This is a genomic window from Pseudomonas sp. P8_241, assembly GCF_034008315.1.
Lineage (GTDB): Bacteria > Pseudomonadota > Gammaproteobacteria > Pseudomonadales > Pseudomonadaceae > Aquipseudomonas.
The window spans coordinates 1706141-1728242 of sequence record NZ_CP125377.1; the positions used below are offsets into that span (position 1 = coordinate 1706141).

Here is a 22102-nt window from a genome sequence, read left to right on the forward strand (position 1 = left end):
CGTTCAGCTGCCTCTAATCAGTCGGCGCAAGGCAAACCGGTTGGGGTGGCAAGCCTCGGCCACGCTGCGAGGCAACGGCAATGGTTCGTTCTCCAGCCAGGCCGCCAGCAGTTCGCCAGACAGTGGTGCCGTGATCAGGCCTCGAGAACCGTGGCCGCTGTTGATGTACAGGCCATCAAGCCATGGGCATGGAGCGTCCGGCACTTGCCGGGCGTCCTTGCCTAGTGCGGCATAGGCCTGGTTGAAGGCGGAACCGTCGGCCAAAGGGCCGACGATGGGCAGATAGTCCGGGCTGGTGCAACGAAAGGCTGCGCGGCCTTGCAGATCTTCGGGAGCCAGTTGGTCGACCTGCAAGCGGTCGACCAGATCGCTGGAGATTTCTTCCAGTAACTGCAGATTGCCCAAGTGTTCGGCGGTGGTCGGTGTCAGGTCGTCGCTGTTGAAATCGAAGCTGGCACCCAGGGTGTGTTCACCCAGCCGCGCCGGGGCCACATAACCTTCTGCGCAGACCACCGTGGCCAGGTCCTGGCTCGCGGTGGTTTGCATCAGGCGAGTGATTTGTCCGCGAATGCGCTTGAGTGGCAGATCGGTGCTTTGCTCGAAACGTTTGATCTCTGCTGCACCGGCGAGCACCACGACCGGTGCGCTGGCGAGCAGCTTATCTCCAGAGAAGGCTTGCCACTGGTCGTCGACTTGGCGCAGTTCCAGCACGTCATGGTGACGCAGCAATTGCACATTGGGATGGCTGGCTTGCCATTGACACAGCGCCGGAGGATGAACCCAGCCGCCCTGCGGGTAGAACAAGCCACCGCTCGCCAGATCAACGCCGGCCTGTTCGCAGGCTTGTTGTCGATCCAGCTCATGCAGCAAATCTCGCGGGAACGCGGCGGCCAATTGCGCCTGACGCTCGGCTTCCTTGGGATTGAACGCCAGTTGCAGGACCCCGCAGCCATCCCAATCGACACCGCGGTGCAAGTGTTCCAACAGGCGTCGGGTGTGGCCGAAACCGCTGACAATCAGTTGCGATAACGCCGTGCCATGGGCCGACAGTTTCAGGTACAGCACGCCTTGCGGATTGCCCGAAGCCTCCTGCGCCAGTGCATCGTGACGCTCCAGCAATGTCACTTGCCAGCCCCGCGCCGCCAGGCTTGCCGCACTGGCACAACCGGCCAGACCGGCGCCAATCACGAGGGCGCGGCGCTCGCCAGCCACAGGTGTCGGGCGCGAAAACCACGGTTTTGGTTGGGTGGGCGTGGGGACTGACTCCGGCCAGCCGAGAAACTCACCGCGCAGGATCTCCCATTTGTGGCCGATACCCGGCGTTCGTTTCATCTTGAAGCCCGCGGCATTCAGCAGGCGCCGAACCCATCCGGTGCTGGTGAACGTGCTGATAGTCGAGTCGGGAGCGGCCAGGCGCGCCAGCTCGGCGAACAGTTCGGCGGTCCACATGTCCGGGTTTTTCGCCGGGGCAAATCCATCGAGAAACCAGGCGTCGATCTGTGCATCGAGTTGCGGCAATTGTTCCAGTGCATCGCCGATCAGCAGAGTCAGGGTAACCCGGCCGTTGTCCAGCACCACGCGCTGGAAGCCTTGATGGATCGCCACGTACTGCGCCAGCAGTTGATCGGCAAATACCTTCAGTTCGGGCCACAACGCCAGGGCTCGTTGCAGATCGTCATGGCTCAGCGGGTACTTTTCGACACTGACAAAATGCAATCTCGCATCCGCCACGGCGTGTTGCTCGAACACCTGCCAGGCACACAGAAAATTCAGACCCGTACCAAAACCCGTTTCGCCAATGACCAGACGCCTGCCAGCCCGCAGCGCGGCGAAGCGCTCGGCCAAACGGTTCTGTTCGATAAACACGTAGCGCGTTTCGTCCAGACCCGATTTATCGGAGAAATACACATCATCGAACACCCGCGAATACGGGCGACCCTGGTCATCCCAGTCGAGTTGGGCGTGGGGCAATACTGGTTTCATGGCAGGCTCGGCAACGGCAAGGTGGCCATTCTAGCCGATCGCCAGCGCGGTGCTTGATCCGTGGCAATGTCTGGCGTGGCGTCGGCGATGAAAATGGGATTTCTCCCACGCTGGAGAGGTCAATCCGCTAGTCTTGCTCACATCTGGAAGGGAGCCGTTCATGTTCGAATCTGCCGAAATCGATCACGCCATCGACAAAGAAACGTACGACGCCGAAGAGCCGGCCCTGCGCGAGGCCTTGCTCGAAGCGCAATTTGAGCTGCGCCAGCAGAGCCGCTTTCCGGTGATCATCCTGATTAACGGCATCGAAGGCGCCGGTAAAGGCGAGACGGTCAAGCTGCTCAACGAATGGATGGACCCGCGCCTGATCGAAGTCCGCACCTTCGATCAGCAGACCGACGAAGAACTGGCGCGGCCACCGGCCTGGCGTTACTGGCGAATGCTTCCGGCCAAGGGGCGCATGGGGATTTTCTTCGGTAACTGGTACAGCCAGATGCTGCAGTCGCGAGTTCATGGCCAGATCAAGGACCCACGGCTCGACCAAAGTATCAACGCCGCCGAACGCCTGGAGAAAATGCTCTGCGATGAAGGCGCGCTGATCGTCAAATTCTGGTTCCACCTCTCCAAAAAACAGATGAAGGCGCGGCTCAAGGCGTTGGCCGATGACCCGCTGCATAGCTGGCGCATCAGCCCGCTGGACTGGCAGCAATCGCAAACCTACGACCGGTTCGTCAAGTTCGGTGAGCGGGTCTTGCGACGCACCAGTCGCGACTACGCGCCATGGCATGTGATCGCCGGGATGGATGCACGCTATCGCAGCCTGCTGGTGGGGAAAATTCTGCTCGACAGCCTGCATGGCGCCTTGAAGCGGCCGAAGATCCATCCGGAGAAAGTCAGCGCCGCCCCGGTGTTGCCGAGCGTCGATCAAGTGAACCTGCTCGACGCCCTGGACTTGAACCTGCGCCTGGACAAAGACGATTACGAAGAACAGTTGGTGACCGAGCAGGCGCGGTTTTCCGGGCTGATGCGTGACAAACGCATGCGTCGGCACGCCCTGGTCGCCGTGTTTGAAGGCAATGACGCGGCGGGCAAGGGCGGGGCGATCCGTCGGGTGGCGGCGGCGCTCGATCCGCGTCAGTACAACATCGTGCCGATTGCCGCGCCCACAGATGAGGAGCGGGCGCAGCCGTACCTGTGGCGCTTCTGGCGGCACTTGCCGGCGCGAGGCAAGTTCACCGTGTTCGACCGTTCCTGGTATGGCCGGGTGCTGGTGGAGCGCATTGAAGGTTATTGCAGCCCGGCGGACTGGCTGCGTGCCTACAGCGAAATCAACGATTTCGAAGAGCAGGTCACCGAATCCGGGGTCATTGTCGTCAAGTTCTGGCTGGCCATCGATAAACAGACGCAACTGGAGCGTTTCCAGGAGCGCGAGCAGATCCCCTTTAAGCGCTTCAAGATCACTGAAGACGACTGGCGCAATCGCGAGAAGTGGGATGACTACCGGGTTGCGGTCGGCGACATGGTTGACCGTACCAGCACCGAAATCTCGCCCTGGACCCTGATCGAGGCCAACGACAAGCGCTGGGCGCGGGTAAAGGTGTTGCGCACCATCAATCGTGCGATGGAAGAAGCGTTCGAAAGGTCTGACCGCCATGAGCGAAAGAAGCACAAATAAAAGGATTGAAGCGATGGTTGCGCATACGCGGGGTGAATGATTGTCGCGGTCGCTAATGAGGTGGACTTATGCTCGGTCCACTCTCAACCGATAACAACAATGAGGTATGCCATGCGTGAAGTGGTGATCGTCGACAGCGTGCGGACCGGCCTGGCCAAATCCTTTCGCGGCAAATTCAACATGACTCGTCCGGATGACATGGCGGCGCACTGTGTCGACGCACTGTTGGCGCGCACCGGTATCGACCCGGCGAGCGTCGAGGACTGCATCGTCGGTGCCGGTTCCAACGAGGGCGCGCAAGGCTTCAATATCGGGCGCAACGTCGCGGTGTTGTCGCGATTGGGCATCGGCACTGCCGGCATGACCCTCAACCGCTTCTGTTCTTCAGGCCTGCAGGCGATCGCCATTGCCGCGAACCAGATTGCCTCGGGTTGCAGCGATATCATCGTCGCCGGTGGCGTCGAGTCCATCAGCCTGACGATGAAAAGCGTCAACACCGACAACCTGATCAACCCGCTGCTCAAGGAGCAGGTGCCGGGTATCTACTTCCCGATGGGCCAGACGGCTGAAATCGTCGCGCGTCGCTACAACGTCAGCCGCGAGGAGCAGGACCTGTATGCCCTGCAAAGTCAGCAACGGACCGCGCGGGCTCAGGCTGCCGGGTTGTTCGATGATGAGATCGTGCCGATGGCGGTGAAGTATCGCGTTGAAGACAAGGCCTCCGGGCAGGTGCAAGTCCTCGACGGCATCGTCGAGGGTGATGACTGCAACCGTCCCGACACCACGCTGGAAAGCCTCGCCGGTTTGAAACCGGTGTTCGCCGAAGACGGTTCGGTCACGGCGGGCAACTCTTCGCAGCTGTCCGATGGTGCGTCCATGACCCTGGTGATGAGTCTGGAGAAGGCCCTGGAACTGGGGCTCAAGCCGAAAGCGTTCTTCCGTGGTTTTGCGGTGGCCGGTTGCGAGCCTGATGAAATGGGCATCGGCCCGGTGTTCTCGGTGCCGAAACTGCTCAAGGCCAAGGGCTTGCAGATTGCCGATATCGACTTGTGGGAACTCAACGAAGCGTTTGCCTCGCAGTGCCTGTACAGCCGCAACCGGCTGGAAATCGACAATGAAAAGTACAACGTCAACGGCGGCTCGATTTCCATTGGTCACCCGTTTGGCATGACCGGTTCGCGTCAGGTCGGGCATCTGGTGCGCGAGTTGCAGCGACGTAACCTGCGTTACGGCATCGTCACCATGTGCGTGGGCGGCGGGATGGGGGCTACCGGGTTGTTTGAGGCGGTGCGTTAAATACCTCGGATATGTAGCGACTGTTCAATAGTTATCGCTAGCAGGCTAGCTCCCACAGTGAATTGTTGTGATCACAAATATTGTGCACGCCACAGAACCTGTAGGAGCGAGCCTGCTAGCGATGGGGGCGCCACGGTCAAAGCATCCGACGAAGATTACGACCCGCACAGTTTCATCCACGGCCAGTCCCAAACTGTCCCTGTGTGCCACACGCCGCAGCGCCTAGAATGACGCTTCTTGCTATCAGGCTTTTGGGGTTCACATGCACATTTCATCGGGTCGCTGGGTTTACGGTCTGTTTCTGGCCTTGTTGACCGCGTTGTTGTGGGGAATCCTGCCGATCAAACTCAAACAAGTGCTGCTGGTGATGGACCCGGTCACGGTGACCTGGTTTCGTCTGGCGGTATCTGGAGGGTGCCTGTTCATATACCTGGCCGTGACCGGACGTCTGCCCAGCCGCAAAGTGCTCGGCCCGCGCGGAGGCTGGCTGGTGTTGATGGCAGTACTCGGCCTGGTAGGTAACTATGTGCTGTATTTGATGGGCCTGAACCTGCTCAGTCCCGGCACCGCGCAATTGGTGGTGCAGATGGGGCCGATCATGTTGCTGATCGCCAGTGTGTTTGTGTTCAAGGAGCGTTTCAGCCTGGGGCAGGGGATGGGTTTGCTGGTGCTGCTGATCGGTTTCGCGTTGTTTTTCAATCAACGTTTGAGTGAACTGCTGACGTCGCTGACCGACTACACCGCCGGTGTCCTGCTGGTGCTGTTGGCGTCCACGGTCTGGACCTTCTATGCCTTGGGCCAGAAGCAATTGCTGACGGTGTGGAATTCGCTGCAGGTGATGATGGTGATCTACCTGTTTTGCGCGGCGTTGCTGACGCCGTGGGTGCATCCGCTGGAAGCGCTGCAGTTGAGCCCGTTGCAAGGCTGGTTGCTGTTGGCGTGCTGCTTGAACACCCTGATTGCCTATGGTGCATTCGCCGAGGCGCTGGCGCACTGGGAAGCCTCTCGGGTCAGTGCGACGTTGGCGATTACGCCGTTGGTGACCTTCGCAGCGGTCGCCGTGGCGGCCTGGTTATGGCCGGATTATGTGCATGGCGAGACCATCAATGGTCTGGGATATGGCGGGGCGGTGCTGGTAGTGCTGGGTTCGGCGCTGGTGGCGTTGGGGCCTTCTTTGATTGCCGGGTTGAAGGCACGGAAGTTACGGATGGCCTGAAGATCAAAAGATCGCAGCCTGCGGCAGCTCCTACAGGGAACATTTACATGCAGGAGCTGCCGCAGGCTGCGATCTTTTCGCTTCACTGCAAATCTCAGCCCTTGGCGCCAGCCTCCAGCATATTCTCCGGCCGCACCCACGCATCAAACTCTTCATCGGTCAGATACCCTAGCTGCAGCGCCGCTTCCCGCAAGGTCAGCCCTTCGCTGTAAGCCTTCTTGGCAATCTCCGCCGATTTGTCATAACCGATGTGCGGATTGAGCGCCGTCACCAGCATCAGCCCACGTTCCAGGTGTTCAGCCATTTTCTCGGCATCCGGCTCCAGGCCGGCAATGCAATGTTGCTGAAAGTTGCTGCAACCATCGCCCAGCAGACGGATCGATTGCAGCAGGTTGTGGATGATCACCGGTTTGAACACGTTCAATTGCAGGTGACCCTGACTGGCCGCAAAACCAATGGCGACGTCATTTCCCAAGACCTGACAGGCCAGCATCGACAGGGCTTCGCACTGGGTCGGGTTGACCTTTCCCGGCATGATCGAACTGCCAGGCTCGTTGGCCGGCAGCTTCACTTCGGCAAATCCGGCGCGCGGTCCAGAGCCCAGCAGGCGCAAGTCATTGGCGATTTTCATCAGCGTCACGGCGAGGGTTTTCAACGCGCCGGACAGTGTGGTCAGCGGTTCATGGCCGGCCAGTGCGGCAAATTTGTTGGGCGCGGTGACGAATGGAAAGCCGGAGAGGGCGGCCAGTTCGGCGGCAATCGCTTCACCAAAACCGTGGGGGGAGTTGAGTCCGGTGCCGACGGCTGTACCGCCCTGGGCCAATTCGCAGACTGCCGGCAGGGCGCTGCGGATCGCCCGTTCGGCGTAATCCAGTTGTGCGATGAAAGCCGAGATTTCCTGGCCAAAGCTGATGGGGGTCGCATCCATCATGTGGGTCCGGCCGGTCTTGACCAGTTTCATATGACGGGCGGACAACTCGGCCAGCCCGCCCGACAGTTCGCTGATGGCGGGCAACAACTGTTGCTGCACGGCCTGGACAGCTGCGATATGCATAGCAGTGGGGAAGCAGTCGTTGGAGCTCTGGGAGCGATTGACGTGATCGTTAGGGTGCACCGGGGACTTGCCGCCGCGTGGGTTACCGGCCAGTTCATTGGCGCGCCCGGCGATCACTTCGTTGACGTTCATGTTGCTCTGGGTGCCGCTGCCGGTCTGCCAGACCACCAGCGGGAACTGATCGTCGTGTTCTCCGTCGAGTACTTCATCGGCCGCCTGTTCGATCAGCCGGGCGATGTCGGCCGGGATGTCGCCGTTGCGATCGTTGACCCGGGCCGCCGCTTTCTTGATCAGTGCCAGGGCATGCAGCACCGCCAGCGGCATGCGTTCGTTGCCGATGGCGAAGTTGATCAGCGAGCGTTGCGTCTGAGCACCCCAATAGGCTTCATCCGGGACTTCAACCTGGCCGAGGCTGTCGGTTTCGATACGGCTCATCTTGCACACTCCTGTAGGTCCAATTGCGCAGTTTAGGCCGTGATCGTCGGCCGTGGTTCCATCAGTCTGGATTTCACCCATTCAACCCCTCTAAATCAGGTCCGACAAGGCTTGGGGTTGAGCGACACACTTTTTTAGGCGCAGAATGGTCGCCCTTGGGGTCTGACCTCGCCAGCTAAAAAAAGGAAACTCGATGACTCGTCTTCGTGCCATCTGTACCGCCGTTGCTTTGGTCTGCGCCAGCGGCCAGGTTTTTGCCGACACCGCCAGCCATAACGCCAGTGCCGAGGCTTTCCTGACCCTGGCGCACGCTGACAAACTGGGTACTCCGGTGTACATGCAAGTACAGCAGATGTTTGCTCAACGTTTTGCCCAGACCAAAGCCCCGGAGTCGAAGAAAGCCGTGCTGGAAACCTACCAGGCCAAGGCCAACGCCGCCCTGGACCAGGCCATTGGCTGGAACAAGCTGAAACCGGACATGGTCAAGCTCTACACCACCAACTTCACCGAATCGGAGCTCAAGGATCTGGTTGCCTTCTACAAGTCGCCACTGGGCAAGAAAGTCCTGGAAAAAATGCCGCAGCTGACCCAGCAATCGGCCCAGATGACTCAGGCGAAGCTGGAAAGCGCAGTGCCGGTGGTCAACAAGCTGCTGGCGGACATGACGACGGAGCTGGATCCGAAAGGCGCCGCCGCTCCAGCCAAGAAAAAGCCTTAAACGGAGTTCGGTATGACCATGCAACAACGCATCGAATCGACGCTGGCCTTGCTTCAGCCCGAGCATCTGCAAGTGCTGGATGAAAGCCACATGCACAGCCGTGGGTTACAGACTCACTACAAAGCGGTGGTGGTCAGCGCACAGTTCGACGGCCTGAGCCGGGTCAAGCGCCACCAGAAAGTCTACGGCACGCTCGGCGAGTTGATGGGCGAGTTCCATGCGTTGGCGCTGCATACCTACACGCCAGATGAATGGGCACAGATCGACGCGGCTCCGGCCTCGCCGACCTGTGCCGGCGGCAGCAAACACTGACGCTCCCCCCTGTAGGAGCCGGCTTGCTGGCGATGGCGTCTTCGAAATCGCTATCGCCAGCAAGCCGGCTCCTACAGAGAAGGTTATTTTTGTTAGAATGCAGCGCGCCGCTAACCCGGCGCGTTTTTTTTCGCATCCGGTTCACCCCTTACGAGGGTAGCCACCTGGAGATTTACCCATGACACAACAGATTGTCGTGGCGGCACTGTATAAGTTCGTCACCCTGGAAGATTACGTCGCCCTGCGCGAGCCACTGCTGCAAGCGATGGTCGACAACGGCATCAAAGGCACCTTGCTGATTGCCGAAGAAGGCATCAACGGCACCGTGTCCGGCAGCCGTGAAGGCATCGACGGGCTGATGGCCTGGCTCAAGAACGACCCGCGCATGGACGACATCGACCACAAAGAGTCGTACTGCGATGAGCAGCCGTTCTACCGCACCAAAGTCAAACTCAAGAAAGAAATCGTCACCCTCGGCGTGGAAGGCGTGGACCCGAACAAAAAGGTCGGCACTTACGTCGACCCGCAGGACTGGAACGCACTGATCAGCGACCCGCAAGTGTTGTTGATCGACACCCGTAACGACTACGAAGTCTCGATTGGCACCTTCGAAGGCGCCATCGACCCGAAAACCACCAGTTTTCGCGAGTTTCCCGACTACATCAAAGCCAACTTCGACCCGGCCGTGCACAAGAAGGTCGCGATGTTCTGCACCGGCGGTATTCGCTGCGAGAAGGCGTCGAGCTACATGCTCAGCGAAGGCTACGGTGAGGTCTATCACCTCAAGGGCGGCATCCTGAAGTACCTCGAAGAGGTGCCGCAGGAAGAAACCAAATGGCAGGGCGACTGCTTCGTGTTCGATAACCGTGTGACCGTTCGCCACGACCTGAGCGAAGGTGACTACGATCAGTGCCATGCCTGCCGTACGCCGGTCAGCGTTGAAGATCGCGCTTCGGAGCATTACGTGGCGGGTATCAGCTGCCCGCATTGCTGGGACAAATTGAGCGAAAAAACCCGTCGCAGCGCCATCGATCGGCAAAAGCAGATCGAACTGGCCAAGGCCCGTAACCAGCCGCACCCGATCGGCTACAACTATAAACAAGCATCCTCCGAGGCCTGAACCATGTCAGCACGCCTGCTCTATGTGATGGATCCGATGTGTTCCTGGTGTTGGGGGTTTGCCCCGGTCGCCAACGCATTGGTCGAGCAGGCGCAAGCTGCAGGCGTTGAAGTGCATTTGATCGTGGGTGGTTTGCGCACCGGCAGCGGTGCGGCGCTGGAACCGACCACACGGCGCTACATTCTTGAACACTGGCAGGCGGTCACGGAGGCCACCGGCCAACCGTTCAAACTCGAAGGCGCATTGCCTGACGGTTTTGTCTACGACACCGAGCCTGCCTGCCGGGCACTGGTGACGGCGCGCGGCCTGGCACCGGATTGCGCATGGAAACTGCTCCGGCTGATCCAGCACGCGTTTTACGCCGATGGTCGGGATGTCACTCGCGCCAGCGTGCTGGTGGAACTGGCAGAGCAGGCTGGCGTACCGCGCATCGAGTTCGCGGCCGCTTTCGACCGTGCCGACATGCACGCTGCGACCAACGCCGATTTCACCTGGGTGCAAGACTTGGGCATTGCCGGTTTTCCGACCCTGTTGGCCGAACGTAATGGCCAATTGGCGCTGCTGACCAACGGATATCAACCGCTCAGTGTGCTGTCCCCGCTTCTTGGCCGTTGGCTGGAGCGCGCCGCCTGTGCATGATCTGCCTGACGATGTCCCAAGCGCAAAACGTGTCGACCGTCTGAGCTGGGCAGAAATCCGTCGCCTGGCCCTTCATCATAAAAAGTCGCTATGGATCGCCAACGGCGTGGCGGTGCTCGCAACCCTGTGCAGCGTGCCGATCCCGTTACTCCTGCCGCTGCTGGTGGATGAAGTGCTGCTGGGGCATGGTGACGCTGCGCTGAAGGTCATGAATCTTGCACTGCCCCAGGTTTGGCAAAAAGCCGCCGGTTACATTGGCCTGATGCTGGTAGTGACTTTGGCCCTGCGCTGCTCGGCCCTGCTGTTCAACGTGGTGCAGGCACGGTTGTTCGCCGCATTGGCCAAGGACATCGTCTACCGAATTCGCCTGCGCCTGATCGAACGACTCAAACGCATCTCGCTCGGTGAGTATGAAAGTCTGGGCAGTGGCACGGTGACCACTCACTTGGTGACTGACCTCGATACTCTGGACAAATTCGTTGGCGAAACCCTCAGTCGCTTCCTTGTGGCTATGCTGACTCTGTTCGGAACCGCCGGCATCCTGATGTGGATGCACTGGAAGCTGGCGCTGTTGATTCTGTTGTTCAATCCGTTGGTGATCTACGCCACGGTGCAATTGGGCAAGCGGGTCAAGCACCTGAAAAAACTCGAGAACGACAGTACCTCGCGCTTCACTCAGGCATTGACCGAAACACTCGATGCAATCCAGGAAGTTCGCGCCGGCAATCGCCAAGGGTTTTTCCTCGGTCGCCTCGGTCAGCGTGCCAAAGAGGTCCGTGATTATGCGGTGAACTCGCAGTGGAAAACCGATGCGTCAAACCGTGCCAGTGGTTTGCTGTTCCAGTTTGGTATCGATATTTTTCGTGCTGCCGCGATGCTTACCGTGCTGTTTTCCGACCTGTCCATCGGCCAGATGCTCGCGGTGTTCAGCTACCTGTGGTTCATGATTGGTCCGGTGGAACAATTGCTGAACCTGCAATATGCCTACTACGCCGCCGGCGGCGCGCTGTCACGGATCAACGAGTTGCTGTCCCGAGCCGATGAACCGGAGTACCCGGGGGGCGTCGATCCGTTCAGCGGTCGCCAGACGGTCGGACTCGAGGTGCAGGGGTTGAGTTTTGGCTACGGCGACGAACTGGTCCTGAACGAGATGAATTTGTCCATCGCCCCCGGGGAAAAAGTCGCGATTGTCGGTGCCAGCGGCGGTGGCAAGAGTACGTTGGTGCAATTGCTGCTGGGCTTGTACACGCCGCTGGCCGGGACCATTCGCTTTGGCGGCTCGACCCAGCAAGAGATCGGCCTGGAAACCGTGCGGGAAAACGTCGCGGTTGTGCTTCAACACCCGGCGTTGTTCAACGACACGATTCGGGCCAACCTGACCATGGGTCGTGAGCGCAGCGATGAGGCTTGCTGGCAAGCCCTGGAAATCGCGCAACTTCACGGCACGGTCCGCGAGTTGCCCAACGGTCTGGACAGCATCGTCGGGCGTTCCGGCGTGCGTTTGTCCGGTGGCCAGCGCCAGCGCCTGGCGATTGCGCGGATGGTGCTTGCCGAACCCAAAGTGGTGATCCTTGACGAGGCCACCTCTGCACTGGATGCCGCCACCGAATACAACCTGCATCAGGCACTAGCGCGTTTCCTGAGCAATCGCACCACGTTGATCATTGCCCACCGTCTATCTGCCGTGAAGCAGGCAGACCGGGTGTTGGTGTTTGACGGCGGGCAAATCGCCGAGGATGGCGACCACCAGCAGCTGATTGCCGATGGTGGTTTGTATGCCAAGCTTTATGGGCATTTGCAGCAGTTGTAACCAGACGGTCAATACACTGGAAAACACCGTGACGCGCGTGATTTGCAGTCACGCTGCGTCTTTCAGGGAAGGTGTGTCGCTTGCCTGGACTGCAATCGCGACCTAGGCTAGCTGTAGCGATTTCGCCCGGATGGCGAGCAAGCAGTGCTAAAGCAAGGGACCTCATGAATCAAGTGCGGACACTCGGAACGCCACGGCTGCTGGGCATCGTCTGGCCATTTATCGCCGTCGTGATATTTCAGGCCCTGCTGGGTGGCGTCAGCCTTTATGTGCTGTCGGCGGTACGTGGCTATGTTGCCGGGGAAAGCCTGTGGTCCAAAGGCCAGAAAGACGCCATCTATTACCTCAATCTCTACGGCGACAGCCGTGATGAGGCGATTTTCCACAAATACCAGAACGCCATTTCGGTGCCTCAGGGAGGCCACGAGTTGCGGGTGGCCCTGGACCATCAACCACCGGATATCGAAGCAGCGCGCATAGCCATCCTCAAGGGAGGCAATCATCCCGACGATGTCTCCAGCCTGATCTGGCTGTACCTCAATTTCCGGCACTTCAGTTATCTCGAGAAAGCTATTGATCTCTGGACGCTCGGGGACTCGTATCTGGTCCGGCTTGATGATGTAGCCCGGGAGATGCATCAGGGCATTACCGCGAATCGGGCATCGCAAGCCGATATCCAACGCTGGAAGGAACAGATTCTCACCATCAACGAAGGCGTGACTCCAGCCGCAAAAGCCTTCAGCGATGCGCTGGGTGAAGGTTCGCGGATGATACTTCGTCTGCTGCTATGGACGAATCTGGCCACTGCACTGGGTTTGATCGTGCTGGCGCTGATGCGCACCCATAAACTGCTCAAGCAACGTCATGCTTTTGCCGACGCGTTGCAACTGGAGAAGGACCGGGCGCAGATCACACTGCAATCGATTGGCGACGGAGTCATCACCACGGATGTCTCGGGCGCGATTGCCTACATGAACCCGGCCGCTGAGGCGTTGACCCATTGGAAAGCCGAGCAGGCAACGGGATTGCCGCTGGCAGCATTGTTCAACCTGCTGGATGACAATGCCCAGGCCGACGGCTTTACGTTGATCGAGCACATTTTGAGCGGCCAACTCAGTGGAGGTAGCGAGCATTCCAAGTTGATTCAGCGTCTTGATGGCAGCACGGTGTCGGTCACGCTGGTCGGTGCGCCTATCCGCAACGCCGGCAAGGTCAGCGGAGCGGTGCTCGTGTTGCACGACATGACTCAGGAGCGGCAATACATCGCCAATCTGTCCTGGCAGGCAACCCACGATGCCTTGACCGGCCTTGCCAATCGCCGCGAGTTCGAATATCGCCTGGAGCAGGCGCTGCACAATCTGACGCGCTACTCAGGGCGACATGCCTTGATGTTCCTCGATCTGGATCAGTTCAAACTGGTCAACGATACCTGTGGGCATGCGGCGGGTGATGAGTTGTTGCGACACATCTGCGCGTTGTTGCAATCGGGATTGCGCGAAGGCGATACCCTGGCCCGCCTGGGCGGCGACGAATTCGGCATCTTGCTGGAAAACTGTTCGTTGGAGGTCGCTGAAAAAATTGCCGAGAGCCTGCGCCAGACGGTGCAAAACCTGCATTTCGTCTGGAAAGGCCGGCCATTCGTGACCACTGTGAGCATCGGGTTGGTGCACGTCGCGCAGAGTCCGACCACGCTGGAAGCCTCGCTACGTACCGCGGACATGGCCTGTTATATGGCCAAGGAAAAGGGGCGTAACCGGGTTCAGGTCTATCATCCGGACGATTCTGAACTGTCCCTGCGCTTCGGCGAAATGGCCTGGGTGCAGCGCCTGCACATGGCATTGGAAGAGGACCGCTTCTGTCTCTATGCCCAGGAGATCGCGCCCCTGGGTCACATTGACAAGGACGGCGGGCATATAGAGATTTTGCTGCGTTTGCATGACGAAGCGGGGCGCATGATTCTGCCCGACAGTTTCATTCCTGCCGCTGAGCGTTATGGCCTGATGAGTTCGCTTGATCGCTGGGTCGTGCAGAACGTGTTCAAAATCATTGCCCAATGCCAGGCCGAGCAGCGCCCGGGGCCGTTGGCCATGTGTGCGATTAATCTGTCAGGCACGACGATTGGAGACGAGGCGTTTCTCGACTTCCTGCGGGAACAGTTCGTTACTTATTCGATTCCGCCTGAAATGATTTGTTTTGAAATTACTGAAACCAGCGCCATTTCAAATCTTGGCAGCGCAATCAGATTCATCAATGAACTCAAAGGCTTGGGTTGCCATTTTTCTCTGGATGACTTTTGCGCCGGAATGTCCTCATTCGCGTATCTGAAACATTTGCCTGTAGACTTCCTGAAGATCGACGGGAGTTTCGTAAAGGATATGCTGGACGACCCGATTAACCGAGCCATGGTCGAAGTGATCAATCACATCGGCCATGTCATGGGTAAGCGCACGATAGCTGAGTTTGTCGAAACGCCCCAGATTGAGCAGGCCTTGCTTGAGATCGGGGTGGATTATGCTCAAGGGTATGTGATTGAACGCCCGCATCCGTTTACCTGCGACAGTTTACAGAGTCGTCCTGCCAGGCCTCAGCCTTTGCTGCTAAAGGCGCCTGGCACGTTCCGTTGAAATCTCTCGCCGATCCTGACAATCACAATCAAAAGGAGCTCGACAGTGATCGACACATTCAACAGAACCGGACCCCTCATGGAAGCTGCAAGTTATCCCGCTTGGGCCCAGCGCCTGATTCAGGATTGCAGCGAGAGCAAGCGCCGGGTTGTCGAACACGAACTGTATCAACGCATGCGAGATAACAAGCTCAGTGCGAAGACCATGCGTCAGTACCTGATCGGTGGCTGGCCGGTGGTCGAACAGTTCGCGTTGTATATGGCACAAAACCTCACCAAGACCCGTTTTGCCCGTCATCCTGGCGAGGACATGGCGCGCCGCTGGCTGATGCGCAACATTCGCGTGGAATTGAACCATGCCGATTATTGGGTGCACTGGAGCCGCGCTCATGGAGTCAGCCTGGAAGATCTGCAGGCGCAACAGGTTGCACCTGAGCTTCACGCCCTGAGCCATTGGTGCTGGCATACAAGCTCAGCGGATTCGCTGATTGTCGGCATTGCTGCCACCAACTACGCCATTGAAGGGGCGACCGGCGAATGGTCGGCGGTGGTCTGTTCCAATGGCATCTACGCCGCATCGTTTGCCGAGGAAGATCGCAAACGCGCGATGAAGTGGCTGAAGATGCATGCCCAGTATGACGATGCCCATCCATGGGAAGCCCTGGAAATCATCTGCACATTGGCAGGCATGAACCCCAGCAAATCCTTGCAGGTGGAATTACGCCAGGCGGTGTGCAAGAGCTACGACTACATGTACCTGTTTCTTGAGCGCTGCATGCAGTTGGAGCACGCGGAAAAAGCGTTGGTGGTCCGTGAGCGTCCGGAACTGGCCGAAAGCTGATCCGATCGCTTGAAACAACCGTGGGGGCGAGCCTGCTCGCGATGGCGGACTGTCAAACAACATCATTGTTGAATCTCAGATCGCTCTCTCGAGCAGGCTCGCTCCCGCAATGATTAAAGCGTAGGCCAAAGGCTCAGCCTGCCATCGTCAGCCGATTGCGTCCTTCGCGCTTGGCCACATACATCGCGCTGTCGGCACGTCGCAACAAGCTGTCGGCAGATTCACCTGGTAACAAGGTCGAGCAACCAAGGCTGACGGTCAGTTCGATCGGATGTCCATCGACCTGGTAATCCTCAGCTTGCGTTGCAAACCTCAATCGCTCACCAACCATCGCCGCGGCTTCGCGGGTGGTGTTTGACAGCAGAATCAAGAACTCTTCGCCACCATAGCGGAACACCATGTCTACGTTACGCAGTTGGTTCTTGATTGAAGCGGCAACTGCCTTGAGCACTTCATCACCGGCACTGTGCCCGTAGGTGTCGTTGACTCGCTTGAAATGGTCGATGTCCAGCATCAGCAGCGATAACGGTTGCAGGTGGCGCCGGGAAAGCTCGATCTCCCGTTGCAGGGTCTGATCCATGGCGATGCGGTTGCCAGTGTCTGTCAGCGGGTCGCGCAATGCGCTTTGGGTGGCGGCACGATAAAGAAGTGCATTGCGCATCGGGAAGAGCAGCGCGGCCAGCAGCGATTCCAGATGGGCCTGTTCCGGTTCGCTGAATCGCTGATTGCGACGAAAAACCAGCTCACCCAGGTGTTCGCCTTCGTGGCTGAGGCAATAGCTGATGGAGTGATGGCCCCTATGGCCGAAATCCAGGCGCAAGTCGCTGCTTTTGTGTTGATAGCTCAAGGCGTCCAGCGGCACGATGCGCTGAACTTCGCGAAAGAAAATTCCGAGAATGCGTTGTGGCTCAAGACTGGTTTGCAGCTGCACGTTCAGTTGCTGGCGCAATTGCGCGAGGTTGACCGGCCTCTCCAGAAAGGGAGGCTGTTGACCAAAGCCCAGGCGTTGCAATTTGGCGCTATCAAAGTCAATTGCGTTGGTCTGGGAAGGTGGTTTCATAAGGCGTGCGCCCCCTAAGCAGCAAGACTGTCTTACAAGCTGGGTGAGAGCGGCTTTGAGCTGCGCGTCGTACTGGTCCGTCAGTCCCGTAGGACATTTCTTACAAGTCTAATCCGCTTTGCTGAAGATGAGTAACTCATCACCTCAAGCACTGCCCATCTGCTTTCACGTTGCCTGTTGAGCAAACTTAGAGCGAAAGTCGTGCCATTCGGTTCCAGTGAATAAAATTTGAATTAAATCAATTAGATACATGAAGTTGGCAGTGCCACTTCAGTCAGGCGTGGCATTTCTTTGACAGTAAAAGCCCCGTTTCAGGGGATTTCTCCCCCCGCGACGAAAATTCGCCGCAAGGGGGAAGCGACACACGGCACTTACTGAGCGTTAAAAGCCTGGCCGTTGACGCCGGTACTGTCTGGGCCCATCAGGTACAGGTAGACCGGCATGATCTCTTCGGGCGTCGGATTATTCAGCGGGTTTTCCCCAGGGTAAGCCTGGGCGCGCATGCTGGTTCGGGTTGCGCCGGGGTTGATGCTGTTGGAGCGCACTGGCGCCACGGTGTCGACTTCGTCGGCCAGGGTTTGCATCAGGCCTTCGGTGGCGAATTTCGAAACGCCGTAAGCGCCCCAATACGCCCGACCTTTTCGCCCGACACTGCTGGAGGTGAATACTACCGAGGCATCCCGGGACAGCTTGAGCAGCGGCAACAGTGTACTGGTGAGCATGAACATGGCGTTGACGTTGACTTGCATGACACGCATGAAGTTTTCGCCGGAGAGCTGTTCGATTGGCGTGCGCGGGCCGATGATCGACGCGTTGTGAAGCAAGCCGTCGAGATGGCCGAACTCGGTTTCGATCATCGCGGCCAGTTCATCGTACTGATGGGGCAGGGCGGTTTCGAGGTTGAACGGGATCACGGCAGGTTGTGGATGCCCGGCAGCTTCGATTTCGTCGTAGACCTGGGTCAGGTTGGCTTCGGTCTTGCCCAGCAACAGAACGGTAGCACCGTGCGCGGCGTAAGTTTTCGCAGCAGCAGCGCCGATGCCGCGACCGGCGCCAGTCACCAGAATGACCCGGTCCTTGAGCAGCTCGGGGCGGGCGGAATAATCAAACATAAAAACCTCAATCCATAAAAAGCTGGGAAAGATCGCAGCCCGCAGCAGCTCCTACGTGGGCGATCGGTGTAGGAGCTGCCGCAGGCTGCGATCTTTTGACGTTGATCAGCAGCTACAGAGGGCGCTATCGAGCACCTTGCGCAACTCCAGCGGATGATCGACCACCACGTCCGCCCCCCAATGCCGCGGATTATCGTCCGGGTGGATATAGCCGAACGTGACCGCAGCCGTCCTGGTGCCGGCATCGCGCCCGGATTCGATATCGCGCAGATCGTCGCCCACAAACAACACGCTGGCCGGATCGAGGTCGAGCATCTTGCAGGCAAGGATCAGCGGCTCTGGGTCCGGTTTGCTGTTCTTCACATGATCCGGGCAGATCAGCAGCGCCGAGCGCTCGGCCAGCCCTAGTTGTTGCATGATCGGTTCAGCGAAGCGCAGTGGCTTGTTGGTGACCACGCCCCAGATCAGGTTGGCTTTCTCGATATCCGCCAGCAGTTCGCCCATGCCGTCGAATAACTTGCTGTGAACGGCGCAACCCACGAGATAACGTTCCAGGAACTCCAGGCGCAACTCTTCGAACCCTGGAGATTCCGGGTCCATGGCGAAGGTCACTGCGACCATCGCCTTGGCGCCGCCGGAGATCTCGTCACGGATGTGTTTATCGTTGATGGGTGGCAAGCCACGGTCGGCACGCATGGCCTGACAAATCGCGATGAAGTCCGGCGCGGTGTCGAGCAGGGTGCCGTCCATGTCGAAAAGAACTGCTCTGATTGGCATTGGCTTACTCCTCGCGCAGGGTCTGGATCATGTAGTTGACGTCCACGTCGGCCGCCAGTTTGTAATGCTTGGTGAGAGGGTTGTACGTCAGACCGATGATGTCCTTGACGGTCAGGCCAGCCATGCGACTCCAGGCGCCGAGTTCGGAAGGGCGGATAAATTTCTTGAAGTCGTGAGTGCCGCGCGGCAACAGCTTCATGATGTACTCGGCACCGACGATGGCGAACAGATAAGCCTTCGGGTTGCGGTTGATGGTGGAGAGGAACACCTGGCCACCGGGCTTGACCATGCGAAAGCAGGCGCGGATCACCGAGGATGGGTCTGGAACGTGCTCGAGCATTTCCAGGCAGGTGACTACGTCGAACTGTTCGGGCATCTCCTCGGCCAGGGCTTCGGCGGTGATCTGCCGGTACTCGACGCTCACGCCGGACTCCAGTTGATGCAGTTGTGCGACTGCCAGCGGCGCTTCGCCCATGTCGATGCCCGTCACCGTTGCGCCTCGCTGCGCCATGGCTTCACTGAGAATGCCGCCGCCGCAACCAACGTCGAGGACCTTCTTGCCGGCCAGGTTGACGCGCTCGTCAATCCAGTTGACCCGCAGCGGGTTGATGTCGTGCAGCGGTTTGAATTCGCTTTCGCGGTCCCACCAGCGATGGGCCAGGGCCTCGAATTTGGCGATTTCGGCGTAGTCGACGTTGCTCATGGTTTAAGTCCTCGAAAAACTTGAAAAATTCTGTTGCCCCGGCGTTCGGTCCGGGGGGCTTACGATTCGGTGCGGCCGCTGATGCGCTGGCCCCAGGCCTTGGCGGTAGCGCTGAGTTGCTCTTCATCCATGCGTGTCAGGCGATGGTCGTCGAGCAGTTGTTTGCCTGCGACCCAAAGGTGTTTTACGCAGTTCCGGCCGGTGGCATATATAAGCTGCGACACCGGGTCGTACACCGGTTGCTGGGCCAGGCCGGAAAGATCGAATGCCACGATGTCCGCGGCCTTGCCGATTTCCAGCGAGCCGACCTCGGCCTCGATCCCCAGCGCCCGGGCGCCATTGAGTGTGGCCATGCGCAGGGCGCGATGGGCGTCAAGTGCGGTGGCGGAACCGGCGACGGCCTTGGCCAGCAGGGCGGCGGTGCGGGTTTCGCCCAGCAGGTCGAGGTCATTGTTGCTGGCCGCGCCATCGGTGCCGATTGCGACATTGACCCCGGCCTGCCACAGACGCTCGACCGGGCAGAAACCGCTGGCCAGCTTCAGGTTCGACTCCGGGCAATGAATCACATGGGTGTTGCTTTCTACCAGCAGTTGCAGGTCTTCATCGCTGATCTGGGTCATGTGAACGGCCTGGAAGCGCGGCCCCAGCATGCCCAGTCGCGCCAATCGGGCCAGCGGGCGTTCACCGCGCTGTTCGACCGATTGCTGCACTTCGAACGCGGTCTCGTGCACGTGCATGTGGATCGAGGCGTCCAGCTCCTCGGCGATCACGCGGATTTTTTCCAGGTTTTCATCGCCCACGGTGTAGGGCGCATGGGGGCCGAACGTGATCTTGATGCGTTCGTGGTGCTTGAGGTCGCCGAACAGTTCGACACCCTGACGAATGGCGTCGTCCGCGGTGCTGGCGCCGGGGATCGGGAAGTCGAGGATCGGAATGGCGATCTGCGCGCGGATACCGCTGTTGTGCACGCGTTCGCTGGCAACTTTCGGGAAAAAGTACATGTCGGAAAAACAGGTGATACCGCCCTTGAGCTGCTCGGCAATGGCCAGGTCTGTGCCATCGCGCACGAACCCCTCGTCGACCCATTTGGCTTCCGCAGGCCAGATGTGGTTTTCCAGCCAGGTCATTAGCGGCAGGTCATCGGCCAGCCCGCGGAGCAGGCTCATTGCTGCGTGCCCGTGGGCGTTGATCAGGCCGGGGCTGAGCAGCACGTCAGGCAATTCGCGAATTTCGGTTGCGTTAAGCTTAAGGGCAGCGGAACGTGGGCCGATAAATACGATGCGTCCGTCACGGATGCCCACGCCATGCTCTTTGAGGACAACACCAGCGGGTTCGACGGGTACCAGCCAGGTCGGCAGCAATAACAGGTCGAGCGCAGCGGCAGTGTTCGGCATCGAAGGTGGGTTCCAGTGCTTTTGTAAAGGATGGCGAAGTATACCCGAGCGTCTTGGCGGGGGGATCGCTATAATCGGCCGCTTTGTTACTGAGTACGGGGTGTGGGATGCGCGATCGACTGTTGGCTGCGGAAAAGGTTAAGGCCATCGATTGGCGTGACGGTGCCCTGTATCTGCTGGATCAGCGCATTTTGCCGTTCGAGGAAACCTGGATTGCCTACACCAGCGCGGCTGGCGTGGCTGAGGCCATTCGTTCGATGGTGGTGCGTGGTGCCCCGGCGATTGGCATCAGCGCAGCCTATGGCATTGTACTCGCGGCCCGGGAGCGGATTGCCGAGGGTGGCGACTGGTACGCGGCGCTGGAAGAGGATTTTGCGCTGCTGGCCGATTCCCGTCCCACGGCAGTCAACCTGTTCTGGGCACTGGGTCGCATGCACGACCGGCTTGATCGCTTGAAAGAAAATGCCGACCCGCTCGTGGCGCTGGAAGCTGAAGCCATCGCCATTCACGAAAGTGATCGCGAGGCCAATCTGACCATGGCGCAGTTGGGTGTGGACCTGATCCGCAAACATCAGGGCAACGCCCAGACCATCCTGACCCACTGCAATACCGGCGCGCTGGCAACCGGCGGCTTCGGTACCGCACTGGGCGTGATTCGCGGGGCATTCATCGAGGGCATGGTCGAGCGCGTTTATGCCGACGAAACCCGTCCATGGTTGCAAGGTTCGCGGTTGACTGCGTGGGAACTGGCCAACGAAGGCATTCCCGTGACCCTCAACGCCGACTCCGCTGCCGCCCACATCATGAAGACCAAGGGCATTACCTGGGTGATCGTCGGAGCCGACCGGATCACCGCCAATGGCGACGTGGCGAACAAGATTGGCACCTATCAACTGGCGGTCAACGCCATGCACCATGGCGTGCGCTTCATGGTCGTGGCGCCGAGTTCGACTATCGACATGCAACTGGCCAGCGGCGACGACATTCCGATCGAAGAGCGTGACGGTCGTGAACTTCTTGAGGTTGGCGGCAAGCGGGTCGGGGCGGATGTCGATGCCTTCAATCCCGTGTTTGACGTGACCCCGGCAGACCTGATTGATGCAATCGTCACTGAAAAAGGCATCGTTGAACGCCCAGACACCGCGAAAATGGCGCAGTTGATGTGCCGTAAGCGTCTGCATTAAAGGAATGTTGTGTCTGAAAGGCCCCATCGCTGGCTTGCCAGCGATGGGGCCTTGAAAGTCAATAAACATCCGCAAGCCAAGCCTCATATCTGCATTCAAAGAAGCTCTAAGCTTCTCTCGTCTCCTTCAAGCCTGTCACCGGTCAACTAA

18 protein-coding genes are annotated in these 22102 nt (G+C 59.1%); 11 read left to right on the forward strand and 7 right to left on the reverse strand.

The features are described from left to right. Nucleotides 1-3: 3 nt before the first annotated feature. Entirely contained in the window at nt 4-1983 is a 1980-nt protein-coding gene (gene mnmC, locus QMK58_RS07685) for a bifunctional tRNA (5-methylaminomethyl-2-thiouridine)(34)-methyltransferase MnmD/FAD-dependent 5-carboxymethylaminomethyl-2-thiouridine(34) oxidoreductase MnmC (protein WP_320396106.1), read from the reverse strand. Between the two features lie 160 nt (nt 1984-2143). Between mnmC and pap the strand changes: the two genes are divergently transcribed. The 3 genes from pap (at nt 2144) to QMK58_RS07700 (ending at nt 6170) form a co-directional block, all read left to right on the forward strand. Continuing rightward, nucleotides 2144-3658 (forward strand): polyphosphate:AMP phosphotransferase, encoded by a 1515-nt coding sequence (gene pap, locus QMK58_RS07690; RefSeq protein ID WP_053161808.1) that lies wholly within the window; start codon nt 2144-2146, stop codon nt 3656-3658. 111 nt (nt 3659-3769) lie between these two features. After that, nucleotides 3770-4954: a thiolase family protein gene (locus QMK58_RS07695; RefSeq protein WP_053161806.1), complete on the forward strand. Its 1185-nt coding sequence runs from the start codon at nt 3770-3772 to the stop codon at nt 4952-4954. A 262-nt stretch (nt 4955-5216) separates the two neighbouring features. Then, on the forward strand, nt 5217-6170 hold the full coding sequence (locus QMK58_RS07700; protein ID WP_053161805.1) for a DMT family transporter: 954 nt from the start codon (nt 5217-5219) through the stop codon (nt 6168-6170). A 94-nt stretch (nt 6171-6264) separates the two neighbouring features. On the opposite strand, the gene QMK58_RS07705 is transcribed toward QMK58_RS07700, so the two are convergent. Then, nucleotides 6265-7659: a class II fumarate hydratase gene (locus tag QMK58_RS07705; protein WP_053161803.1), complete on the reverse strand. Its 1395-nt coding sequence runs from the start codon at nt 7657-7659 to the stop codon at nt 6265-6267. Nucleotides 7660-7852: 193 nt separating this feature from the next. Between QMK58_RS07705 and QMK58_RS07710 the strand changes: the two genes are divergently transcribed. From QMK58_RS07710 to QMK58_RS07740, 7 genes are all read left to right on the forward strand, one after another. After that, complete coding sequence (locus QMK58_RS07710) at nt 7853-8377, forward strand: DUF2059 domain-containing protein (RefSeq protein ID WP_053161801.1); 525 nt, start codon at nt 7853-7855, stop codon at nt 8375-8377. A 12-nt stretch (nt 8378-8389) separates the two neighbouring features. Next, nucleotides 8390-8689, forward strand: a complete 300-nt coding sequence (locus QMK58_RS07715; protein WP_053161799.1) for a BolA family protein — start codon at nt 8390-8392, stop codon at nt 8687-8689. 178 nt (nt 8690-8867) lie between these two features. Then, a complete protein-coding gene (locus QMK58_RS07720; protein WP_053161798.1) occupies nt 8868-9809 on the forward strand; it encodes a rhodanese-related sulfurtransferase in 942 nt (313 codons plus the stop codon). A gap of 3 nt (nt 9810-9812) precedes the next feature. Then, entirely contained in the window at nt 9813-10448 is a 636-nt protein-coding gene (locus QMK58_RS07725; RefSeq protein ID WP_053161796.1) for a DsbA family protein, read from the forward strand. Beyond that, nucleotides 10441-12258: an ABC transporter ATP-binding protein gene (locus QMK58_RS07730; protein ID WP_053161794.1), complete on the forward strand. Its 1818-nt coding sequence runs from the start codon at nt 10441-10443 to the stop codon at nt 12256-12258. The genes QMK58_RS07725 and QMK58_RS07730 overlap by 8 nt, the downstream gene beginning before the upstream one ends. Nucleotides 12259-12422: 164 nt before the next feature. Beyond that, complete coding sequence (locus QMK58_RS07735) at nt 12423-14882, forward strand: EAL domain-containing protein (protein ID WP_053161792.1); 2460 nt, start codon at nt 12423-12425, stop codon at nt 14880-14882. 78 nt (nt 14883-14960) lie between these two features. Beyond that, nucleotides 14961-15722, forward strand: coding sequence for a TenA family transcriptional regulator (locus QMK58_RS07740; RefSeq protein WP_371259830.1), 762 nt, complete (start codon nt 14961-14963; stop codon nt 15720-15722). 133 nt (nt 15723-15855) lie between these two features. On the opposite strand, the gene QMK58_RS07745 is transcribed toward QMK58_RS07740, so the two are convergent. The 5 genes from QMK58_RS07745 to QMK58_RS07765 all read right to left on the reverse strand — a co-directional run bounded on the left by QMK58_RS07745 (nt 15856) and on the right by QMK58_RS07765 (nt 20768). Next, nucleotides 15856-16782, reverse strand: a complete 927-nt coding sequence (locus tag QMK58_RS07745; protein WP_053161788.1) for a GGDEF domain-containing protein — start codon at nt 16780-16782, stop codon at nt 15856-15858. A gap of 371 nt (nt 16783-17153) precedes the next feature. Continuing rightward, entirely contained in the window at nt 17154-17894 is a 741-nt protein-coding gene (locus QMK58_RS07750; RefSeq protein WP_320396107.1) for a YciK family oxidoreductase, read from the reverse strand. Between the two features lie 105 nt (nt 17895-17999). Beyond that, complete coding sequence (gene mupP / locus QMK58_RS07755; protein ID WP_053161785.1) at nt 18000-18671, reverse strand: N-acetylmuramic acid 6-phosphate phosphatase MupP; 672 nt, start codon at nt 18669-18671, stop codon at nt 18000-18002. 4 nt (nt 18672-18675) lie between these two features. Next, nucleotides 18676-19374, reverse strand: a complete 699-nt coding sequence (gene ubiG, locus QMK58_RS07760; RefSeq protein WP_053161783.1) for a bifunctional 2-polyprenyl-6-hydroxyphenol methylase/3-demethylubiquinol 3-O-methyltransferase UbiG — start codon at nt 19372-19374, stop codon at nt 18676-18678. 59 nt (nt 19375-19433) lie between these two features. Beyond that, nucleotides 19434-20768 carry a TRZ/ATZ family hydrolase gene (locus QMK58_RS07765; protein ID WP_320396108.1) on the reverse strand — a complete coding sequence of 445 codons (1335 nt, stop codon included), beginning with the start codon at nt 20766-20768 and terminating at the stop codon, nt 19434-19436. A gap of 107 nt (nt 20769-20875) precedes the next feature. Between QMK58_RS07765 and mtnA the strand changes: the two genes are divergently transcribed. Continuing rightward, nucleotides 20876-21952: an S-methyl-5-thioribose-1-phosphate isomerase gene (gene mtnA / locus QMK58_RS07770; RefSeq protein WP_053161779.1), complete on the forward strand. Its 1077-nt coding sequence runs from the start codon at nt 20876-20878 to the stop codon at nt 21950-21952. The last annotated feature ends 150 nt before the right edge of the window (nt 21953-22102 follow it).

Bases quoted from the DNA above. Each gene is read 5' to 3' on its own strand.
- mnmC (WP_320396106.1), bottom strand. From the start codon at position 1,983: ATGAAACCAGTATTGCCCCACGCCCAACTCGACTGGGATGACCAGGGT.
- pap (WP_053161808.1), top strand. From the start codon at position 2,144: ATGTTCGAATCTGCCGAAATCGATCACGCCATCGACAAAGAAACGTAC.
- QMK58_RS07695 (WP_053161806.1), top strand. From the start codon at position 3,770: ATGCGTGAAGTGGTGATCGTCGACAGCGTGCGGACCGGCCTGGCCAAA.
- QMK58_RS07700 (WP_053161805.1), top strand. From the start codon at position 5,217: ATGCACATTTCATCGGGTCGCTGGGTTTACGGTCTGTTTCTGGCCTTG.
- QMK58_RS07705 (WP_053161803.1), bottom strand. From the start codon at position 7,659: ATGAGCCGTATCGAAACCGACAGCCTCGGCCAGGTTGAAGTCCCGGAT.
- QMK58_RS07710 (WP_053161801.1), top strand. From the start codon at position 7,853: ATGACTCGTCTTCGTGCCATCTGTACCGCCGTTGCTTTGGTCTGCGCC.
- QMK58_RS07715 (WP_053161799.1), top strand. From the start codon at position 8,390: ATGACCATGCAACAACGCATCGAATCGACGCTGGCCTTGCTTCAGCCC.
- QMK58_RS07720 (WP_053161798.1), top strand. From the start codon at position 8,868: ATGACACAACAGATTGTCGTGGCGGCACTGTATAAGTTCGTCACCCTG.
- QMK58_RS07725 (WP_053161796.1), top strand. From the start codon at position 9,813: ATGTCAGCACGCCTGCTCTATGTGATGGATCCGATGTGTTCCTGGTGT.
- QMK58_RS07735 (WP_053161792.1), top strand. From the start codon at position 12,423: ATGAATCAAGTGCGGACACTCGGAACGCCACGGCTGCTGGGCATCGTC.
- QMK58_RS07740 (WP_371259830.1), top strand. From the start codon at position 14,961: ATGGAAGCTGCAAGTTATCCCGCTTGGGCCCAGCGCCTGATTCAGGAT.
- QMK58_RS07745 (WP_053161788.1), bottom strand. From the start codon at position 16,782: ATGAAACCACCTTCCCAGACCAACGCAATTGACTTTGATAGCGCCAAA.
- QMK58_RS07750 (WP_320396107.1), bottom strand. From the start codon at position 17,894: ATGTTTGATTATTCCGCCCGCCCCGAGCTGCTCAAGGACCGGGTCATT.
- mupP (WP_053161785.1), bottom strand. From the start codon at position 18,671: ATGCCAATCAGAGCAGTTCTTTTCGACATGGACGGCACCCTGCTCGAC.
- ubiG (WP_053161783.1), bottom strand. From the start codon at position 19,374: ATGAGCAACGTCGACTACGCCGAAATCGCCAAATTCGAGGCCCTGGCC.
- QMK58_RS07765 (WP_320396108.1), bottom strand. From the start codon at position 20,768: ATGCCGAACACTGCCGCTGCGCTCGACCTGTTATTGCTGCCGACCTGG.
- mtnA (WP_053161779.1), top strand. From the start codon at position 20,876: ATGCGCGATCGACTGTTGGCTGCGGAAAAGGTTAAGGCCATCGATTGG.